5 protein-coding genes are annotated in these 9000 nt (G+C 50.7%); all 5 read right to left on the reverse strand.

Annotation, left to right across the window (positions count from 1 at the left end):
• Positions 1-116: 116 nt before the first annotated feature.
• The 5 genes from VN105_RS02450 to VN105_RS02470 all read right to left on the reverse strand — a co-directional run bounded on the left by VN105_RS02450 (position 117) and on the right by VN105_RS02470 (position 9000).
• Positions 117-1601, reverse strand: a complete 1485-nt coding sequence (locus VN105_RS02450) for a RagB/SusD family nutrient uptake outer membrane protein (RefSeq protein ID WP_325637573.1) — start codon at positions 1599-1601, stop codon at positions 117-119.
• A 13-nt stretch (positions 1602-1614) separates the two neighbouring features.
• A complete protein-coding gene (locus tag VN105_RS02455; RefSeq protein ID WP_325637575.1) occupies positions 1615-4941 on the reverse strand; it encodes a TonB-dependent receptor in 3327 nt (1108 codons plus the stop codon).
• A gap of 45 nt (positions 4942-4986) precedes the next feature.
• Positions 4987-5985, reverse strand: coding sequence for a FecR family protein (locus tag VN105_RS02460; protein ID WP_325637577.1), 999 nt, complete (start codon positions 5983-5985; stop codon positions 4987-4989).
• A 28-nt stretch (positions 5986-6013) separates the two neighbouring features.
• On the reverse strand, positions 6014-6640 hold the full coding sequence (locus VN105_RS02465) for an RNA polymerase sigma-70 factor (protein WP_325637579.1): 627 nt from the start codon (positions 6638-6640) through the stop codon (positions 6014-6016).
• A gap of 86 nt (positions 6641-6726) precedes the next feature.
• Positions 6727-9000, reverse strand: coding sequence for a GH92 family glycosyl hydrolase (locus VN105_RS02470; protein ID WP_414647219.1), 2274 nt, complete (start codon positions 8998-9000; stop codon positions 6727-6729).

Consider the following 9000-nt stretch of genomic DNA (forward strand, 5'->3'; position numbering starts at 1 on the left):
GCCCGTAAACACCGCCGTGATAGCCGTCAATAAAATAATGCTCCTGGGCAAAAGATGCCTGCGCCGCAGCGGTGAGTAAAGCCGCCAGGCAAATATTCTTCAGTTTCATGCTGTTGTTAAAGGGCCAAGTCCGGGTTTTTCTGAACTTCAGCTAATGGTAATGGAAATTGAAAATCTGTTTCTTCGAAACTCCGCAGGTGATTGGGGGCTTTGTATCCAACCAGGTTGGTCATGCTGCCGCGCGCCACATCAAAGGCTTTGCGGGTACGCAGCATATCGTACCATGTCTGAAATTCAAAACAAAGTTCCCAGTATCTTTCCTTAAGAATATCATCTGTTGTTAAAGTGGCTGGTTTGGGCGCTGCAGGAAATGCCCGGTGGTGCACTGCATAAAACGCATCTATCGCAGTAGCATCCGATGTGGCGCCTCCATCAACAACGCTTTTTGCTTCTGCGCACAGCAACAATATATCTGCATAGCGTATCAGCGGGAAATTAGCGCCTGAGCGGCCGGTTTTCTCTGCTTCATCATCCCAGAACTTGAAAACATAAGGATCCGGGAAGAAAACGGTTTCTGCAGGATTCCCGTAACGCGCGTGTTTGGTATAGAAAAAAACCTGTTCCTGTTTACGTTGATCGTTCGCAGCAAATGAATTATAAAATGCAGCAGTAGGCGCCATTGCCCCGCCGTAGGCCGATTGTATGGAAACAGGCTGACTGGGATATGGCAGGTATGCCCAGTGGATGTTGCTCACCGCCACCGTAGGATGGCGTTGCAGCATGAAAATATGCTCCCTGGTGTTTTGCACTACCGGGTTGCGCAGATCGCTGTATTGTTCAAACAGGGAAAACTGGTGACTATCTACCACTTCCATCGCCTTATCGTAAGCCAGCTGGTAATAAGGCTTCCCTTTCTGTAACGGATAACCGGCCATAGTGATGTATACTTTTGCCAGTAAGGATTTTACTGCGCCCAGGCTTGCATGGCCGCTGGGGTCTATCCACGGGAGGCCCGCGTTTTCCGCTGTTTTCAGGTCTTTCACAATCTGTTCATACACTGCCTCTTTGGGAGAGCGGCGTATTTTTACATCATTGATATCTTTGGTAGTAGTAAGTTTCAGGGGGATATCGCCCCAAAGCCGTACTGCCTGGAAGTAATACCATGCCCGCAGGAAATACGCCTCGCCGAGATAACGTTGTTTTGTTATTTCATCTACCACGGAAGTAATGCTTACATTTTCGATCACGCTGTTGCAATTCTCCACGGGGTAATAGGTGGCATTCCACCATCCCTGCAATCTTGAGTTGGCGTTATCGAGCCTGTCCAGCCGCAGGAACTGGTCGTCTTCAAAGCCCGACGGCCTTGGCCTGCGACTGTACCCGGTGATGTATTCCAGCGAATACACAGGGCTTACCGCTACGCCGATGTTGATCACAAAGGGAGTAGCAAGACCGTCGTAGGCGCCATTCACCGCAGCGCTCACCTGTTCAGGCGTTTTATAGTAATGCGACTGGTTGAGCGAACCCGAAGGTTCTTCTTCCAAGAATTTGTTGCAGGAGGCAACCAAAAATATCATCCCCAACAGAACCAATTGTTTCATATTTCAATTCTTTTCAGAATGTAACATTCAGTGTAAACGACAGCGTTTTCGCTTTCGGGTACTGGTACAGATCCACTCCCTGGTTAAAGTCGCCATCAAATGAGGAGGCTTCGGGATCGTACCCTTTATACTTTGTGAACAGGAAATAGTTTTCCGCGCTGGCGGTGATCACGGCAGATTTGATGTGATACCGCGAGAGCCAGTCTTCCTTCAGCCGGTACGCCAATGCAATATTGCGTATGCGAAGAAAAGTGCCTTTTTCTATATAATAGCTGTCCATTTCGTTGTCAAGTCCATCCTGTGGCAGCCGTAATGCGGCGTTCATCCCTCCCTGGTGTTGCGGCGTCCATGCGTTGAGCAGGCTGCTGTAACTATTGGTGGTGGGTGCTGCGCTTTCCATGATCATCCTGGTAAAGTTTGCCAGGCTATGGCCATAGATCGTTTGCAGATCTACCAGCAATGAAAAACTTTTGTAGGTAAAAGTATTACCCATGCTTGCTTCAAAATCGGGCATGCCGTTGCCAAGTACGGTACGGTCGTTGGCATCTTTTACTTTATTATTATTCAGGTCTGCATACTTCAGATCGCCGGGCTTTTTGCCATAGGTAGCGGCTTCCGCTGCTTCATCTGTACCCCAGGTACCCAGGCGCTGGTAGCCGTAAAATTCGTTCAGCGGCCGGCCTGCCATGATGCGGCCGGCCCATGGATACATGATATCCCCGTTCAGTTCCAGCACGCGGGAGCGGTTCATGGAATAGATCAGGGAAGTATTCCATGAAAAGCTTTTGCGCCGGATGTTGTTGGTCACCAGCGATAACTCCAGGCCCCTGTTGCGGATGGAACCGATATTGTCAAAAACGCCTTCGTACCCGGTGGTGGCAGGCATCAGCCGGTAGTACAGCAGGTCTTTTGTTACGCGGTTATACACATCCCCGGTGAACTGCACCCTGTTGTCGAACAAGGAAACATCCAGTCCTATATTCAGCTGGTGGGCTTTTTCCCATTTAAGGTTGCTGTTGCCCAATGCTTCCAGCGTTACTGCCGGCGCCACCTGGCCGTTGAATGCTACCTGGCTGCTTCTCAGCCTGTCTTGTGTTACATAGTCACCAATATCTGCGTTGCCCACAATGCCATAGCTGCCCCGTATCTTCAGATCGCTGATGCTGCGCACATCGCGTAAAAACGGTTCTGAAGATAAACGCCATGCCCCCGAGAAGCTGGGGAAATAGCCGTATACGTTATTGGCTCCAAAGCGCGACGAGCCATCTGCACGGAAGGAAAATCCGAACAGGTAACGGCTGTCGTAGTCGTAATTAAACCGCATGTAATACGAGTTCATGGCCGTGTTACTGGTGCCCGATTGCGGCCGTTGCGGTACCAGTCCTGTTTGCAGGCTGTTGTAAGAAAAGAAGTCATCAAAGAAACCTTCGCTTCCTGCCTGCGTGGTCATGTTCCCGAAGTAGTACCAGCTGGCACCGCCAACGGCTGTTACCTTATGTTTACCGTACTGGTTGTTCCAGGTAATATAATCCTCTGTGGTCCAGGAGCCGGAGTTCCCGTTGGTGCGCGTAGCTACGCCCTGTTGTGTATCCGAGTACCCGCGGATATCGCGGCCGGAGTAATACAGGTTGTAAGTGGCACCGGTTTGCCCGCTTAAACCTGCGGTAATATGCAGCTTGCTGTTCAGCCGGATGGTCGTTACCAGGTTCCCCATGGTATATGTTTTCCCCGCCACCGATTTTACTTCCCGCATCAATCGCACCGGGTTTTCAGAATCCTCTGCACCGGGATAGTCCCCTTTGCGGGAATAGGTGCCGTCGGCATACTGGACCGGGAGGAAAGGCAGGAACTCATAGATCTGCCTCACCGCGTTCAGTCCGAATGTATTGATGTCTACATTATTTTGTTTTGACGCCCCGCTGTTGATCACCGCCTGCACATGCAGCCATTTGGACACATCCCAGCCCAGGTTAATAAACCCGTTCACCTGTCGTGAATAGCTATTGATAAGGATGCCCTGCTGGTCGTTATAAGAAAGATTGACCAGTGCGGAAAAGCCGTCTTTACCAGCCGACAGCGACAGGGAATGTTCATGCGATACCGCCACGCGGCTGGCTTCCTCCTGCCAATCGGTGTTATATTTCGGTGTACCGTCTGCGTTAAATAATTCTTCTTTGCGCACAAACTGCCACGACGGATCCAGGTGCGGCGCCGTGCGACCGGGCAGGTATTCATATTCCCGTTTAAACATCTCCAACGCCTGATCCGCGTCCATCAGCTTCACTTTACGGGCCAGTGTGCCGAAGCTCACTGTATTCCGGAATGAAATACCCGGACTGCTTTTAGTGCCTTTCCGGGTGGTGATCACAATCACCCCGTTGGATCCTCTTGCCCCGTAAATTGCAGAGGCGGCCGCGTCTTTCAGCACATCCACCGATGCTACGATGTTGGGATCAATGATCAGCGGGTCGGCCCCCACTATGCCGTCTACCACGTACAGCGGGCCGTTGTAGGCATTGATGGAACCGGTACCTCTTATTTTTACGATAGGATTGCCGCCGGGTTTACCGGAGTTCATCATCACGCTTACCCCGGCTACTTTTCCAGCCAGTCCCTGCATCAGGTTCATGGTAGTAGGGCGTTCCTTTATGGCATCGCCGCTTACCGTGCCTATAGCCGTTGTAAGCTTTTCTTTGCTGGAAGTGCCGTAGCCAATTACCACCACTTCCTTCAGGGAGGAATACCGCGGCGAGAGGGACACGTACAACATATTCACTCTTTCTACCGGGACTTCCTGTTCGCCAAAACCGGGAAGGGCAAAGCGCAGGGTATCGCCCTGCTCTGCATGAATGCTGAAGGTGCCATCCGCATCCGTCATCAAACGGGGCGGCGCTCCTTTCCGCATCACGTATACACCCGGCAACGGGTTGCCGTTGGTATCGGTTACCCTGCCCGTTAATACCGAAGCCTGGTTGGCAGGCTGCGGTTCTTTCCGTGTGATGAGGATGTTCCTTCCACGTAGTTCATATTGTAATCCTGCCGGAAGGAGTTTCAGCACCTGCTCCACGGAAATATTTCTTTTATTAACAGTTACTTTTCCACTTTTTGTTATTTCAGAAGGGCTGTATACAAACCGGAACGTAGTGGCTGCTTCCACCTGTTCAAACACTTTATCGAGCGTTTCGCCGGTAACATGTACATCTACCACGGTGTGTTTTAATTCTTCTGTTACGGCAGATTGCGCGGCTATGCGCGGCGGGTACAGGCAGCACAATGCCAGCACCAGGCGGGCAAGCCACCCGGGCACCATGTGCAGGCACTCCGCTGTTTTCACTTTCATAACCCGAATTTATCACGCCCTAAGGCTAACCCCATCCGTTTTTATTTATTTGGTTGTCTCTTTTTTATATACCAGGTATTCGTTGCTGCCCGGCTCCTGCCGGTAGCTGCACCCGTAAATTTCACACAACATGCCCAGCACGTTCTTAAACGGTACGTTGGCATCGAACCGGGCGGTGATCAATGAACTGGCAATCTGTTCGCTGGCAAACCGGATACGTACATCATACCGGCGTTCCAGTTTATAGGCAATATCGCGGAACAGGGCTTTTTTAAAGATCAGCTGTCCCTGTGTCCAGGCGCTGGCATCTGCTGCAGCGATATCATTCTTTTCCAGTTGATCCGTTGCCGCATGGTAAACTGCCTGCTGGTTGGCAACAAGCGTGGTAGTACTACTTCCATTGTTACCTACGGCTATTTTACCGCTGGCTACTGTTACCGTTACTTTTGCCGACGGCGTGTAGGCGTCGATGTTAAAGCTGGTGCCAAGTACATTCACCTCCAGTTTACCGGCATGTACGATAAAAGGATCGTTTTGGCGGGAAGTTACTTCAAAGTATCCTTCTCCCTCCAGCCAGATCTCACGGGCTTTATGTTCCTCATATTTTACTTTACTGTCTACATTCAGCCATACCAGGCTCCCATCCGGCAGGGTGATCTTTTTAATGCCGTTCCCCCCTGTTTGTTCCGTTACCATCGCCTTTGCCATTTCCTGCGGGGCACTGCGTTCGCGGACCAGGTAAAATCCGCCGGCGGCAATGAGCAGCGCTACCGTAGCGGCTACCAGCCAACGAACAGACCTATGGCTCACCTTCAGCTGCGGTTCGGCTGCTTCCACCTGCCGGCTGATGCGCAGGAAGAGCAGTTGTTCCAGCGCGGTGCGTTGCTCCGGGCTGAATTGGGAAGTGAGGCCCGGATCATTTTCGAAAGACCTGTACCAACCGTCTACCTCGCTGATTTCTTTATCAGTGGCAGTACCGTCCAGGTATTTATCCAATAATTCTTTTAACCGGGTGTTATTCATATCCATAAGTCTCTCTAACATTAGACACCTGAAAAATGGCTTACCGCCATTATCCGCCAAAATAGTTTGAAATTTGCCCACACAACAGCACCAGCGACACGAGGCACCAGAACAGGAAATAATGATATTGCTTCAGGTGCGAGCGTAATATTTTCAGGGCTTTTACCATGTGCTTTTCCACTGTATTCACCGAAATATTAAGCTGCCGGGCAATGTGCTGGTACGACAACTGCTCTCTCCTGCTCAGGTAAAATACTTCGCGGCACTTTTCCGGCATGCTGGCACAGGATTCATCGATATGCCGCTGCAGTTCCTTCAATTGCAGCGTGCTGGCGGCGTCGGACTGGTAAAGACCGCTGTCGTTCAGCACATGCTGCTGATACGTGTTACGCACCAGTTGGGAACGTACATTATTCAGTACCCTGTTTTTCAGTGAGGTGTGCAGGTAATTACGAAGCGAAGTATTAAGGGAGATAGTTTCCCTTTTCAGGTAAAGGTCTACCAGAAGGTTTTGAACAAGCTCCATGGCCGCTTCCTGCACTTTTACGCGCCGGTAGGCGGCATCCAGCAACTCCTGCCAGAAGCGTTTGTAGATATCCTCAAACGCGTCTTTGTGTCCCTGTTTCACAAGCAGGAACAACTCTTCATCTGTATACGTGGAAAAATCTTTTCGCATCGACATCAATTCGAACTACGGGCTAATTTAATCGTTTCGCCACTATTTTCTTAATGTCGGTACGAAAATTACCGGCAGCCGCGTTTTCAGTGGCTGCTCAGTGAAAAAGGTTTATCCTCCGTGGCGATACCCCGGTTCACTGCCGGCTGGTTGCCCATTTCCAGGTGAAGTACGCCGCCGTTTATAATATCGGCATGGCGCAGCCAGTTATGCGGCCAGGGCTTGCCATTGAGCGTGGCCGACTGGATATATACATTCTCCGGGCTGTTGTTGCGGGCTTCCACTACAAATTTCTTCCCGTTTTCAAGCGTCACTGTCATTTTCGGGAACAACGGGCTGCCAATCACGTATTGGTCAGTGCCGGGGCATACACTATAGAAGCCCATGGCGCTCATTACGTACCATGACGACATCTGGCCCTGGTCTTCATCTCCCGGGTACCCATTCTCACCTGCGCTATATAGTTTACTCATCACCTGCCGCACATGCGCCTGTGTTTTCCAGGGCTGCCCGGCGTAATTATACAGGTAGATCATATGTTGTATTGGCTGATTGCCGTGCGCATACTGGCCCATATTGGCATTCACCATTTCCGTCATTTCGTGGATCATTTGTTTGTACCAGCCCACGTTCACTTTATTAGGCGCGCTGAATACGGAATCCAGTTTTGTGATAAAAGGCGTATCGCCCCCCATCAGCTGAATAAGCCCCCGTATATCGTGGAATACCGACCATTGCCAGTGCCAGGCGTTTCCCTCTGTATAAGGGCCGCCCCATTCATAAGGATCAAAGTTTTCCAGCCAGCTGCCATCCAGCTTGCGGCCACGCATAAAGCCGGTCACGGAATCGTACTGGTTTTTATAATTATACATGGTGCGACCAAAAACATATTGATAGAAATTATTACCGGTGAGTTTTGCCAGTTGATACCCACAGAAATCGTCGTACGCATATTCCAGTGTTTGCGAGGTGCTGCCATGCGATTCCGGGAAGCTTACATAGCCCAGCTGGTAATATTCCTTCCAACCGGCGCGGCCATTGGCGCCGCCCCAGGGACCTTTGTTCATGGCTTCATGAAAATAAGCGTCCAGCGCTTTTTTTGGGTCAAAGGTCCGGATACCTTTTACCCAGGCATCCGTTAACAGTGAAATGGCGTGATTGCCGAGCATTCCGCCTGTTTCACCGGGAAAGGACCAGGCCGGGAACCAGCCGCATTGTTGCTGCGCGTCCAGCAGCGCCTGCATGTACCGGCCTTCCATAGTAGGGTGCAGGATGGTGTTTAAGGGGAACTGTGCGCGGAAGGTGTCCCAGAAACCGTTATCGGTGTACATATAGCCGTTATGCACTTTGGCATCATAAGGGCTGTAGTAGTAAGGCTCTCCTTTGCTGTTGTATTCAAAAAAGGTATGTGAGAAAAGATTTGCACGAAACAGGCAGGAATAAAAAGTGGCTTTGTCTTTTTCCGATCCGCCTTCCGCCAGCACCCTGCCAAACAGGGTATTCCATACTTTTGCGGCCGCCGCTTTTGTTTGTTCCAGCCTGGTAAAGGACTTGAGTTCCTGCTGCCAGGTGAGTTCCGCCTGTTCGGGACTGATATAGGAAGAAGCCACCCTTGCCTGCACTGTAGCGCCGTTTTTAAAACGGATATATGCGCCGGCGCCTTTTCCTTCTGCCGACAGGCTATCGGTAAAAACCCTGTTATTTACATTCTCCCAGGTGCCGCTGGCCTCAAAAGGTTGATCGAACACAATGACGAAGAAGTTCTTAAATCCTTTTGGTATAAAGCGGCCGTTGGTAACATACCCGGTGATCTTCCTTTCTGCCGGGAATATTTGTACGCCGCTCAATGCGTTGTATCCATCCAGTACAACGTAGGCGGGCTTTTTGGCCGGAAACGAAAAGCGCAGGTGAGCGCCTCTTTCCGTGGGCGATAATTCGGTAGTGATCTTATTGTCGAAAGTTACCTTGTAGTAATCCGGACGGGCTATTTCATTGGTATGACTGAATGCGGAGGCGCGTTCATCTTCCCCTACCGTAAGTTTTCCTGTAACCGGCATGAGGCTGAATACCGCATAATCGCCTACCCATGGGCTGCATTGATGCGTTTGCTGGAAGCCCCGGATGGTATTGGCTTTATACTGGTATTTCCAGCCATCGCCGTTTTTGCCAGTTTGGGCCGACCAGGCATGCATGCCGAAAGGCAGCGCTGTAGAGGGATGCGTGTTACCACTGCTGAGTGCAAATTCAGAATTGGTACCTTGTAAGGTATTGGCATAGGATACCAGCTCCTTTTGCTGAGCGGTTGCCGCGAGGGTGGAACTGCAAAATAAAATAGTGAATATCCGGCAGGTGTTTTTTAT

This window comes from Chitinophaga sp., assembly GCF_035564935.1.
In the GTDB taxonomy this organism is placed as follows: domain Bacteria; phylum Bacteroidota; class Bacteroidia; order Chitinophagales; family Chitinophagaceae; genus Chitinophaga.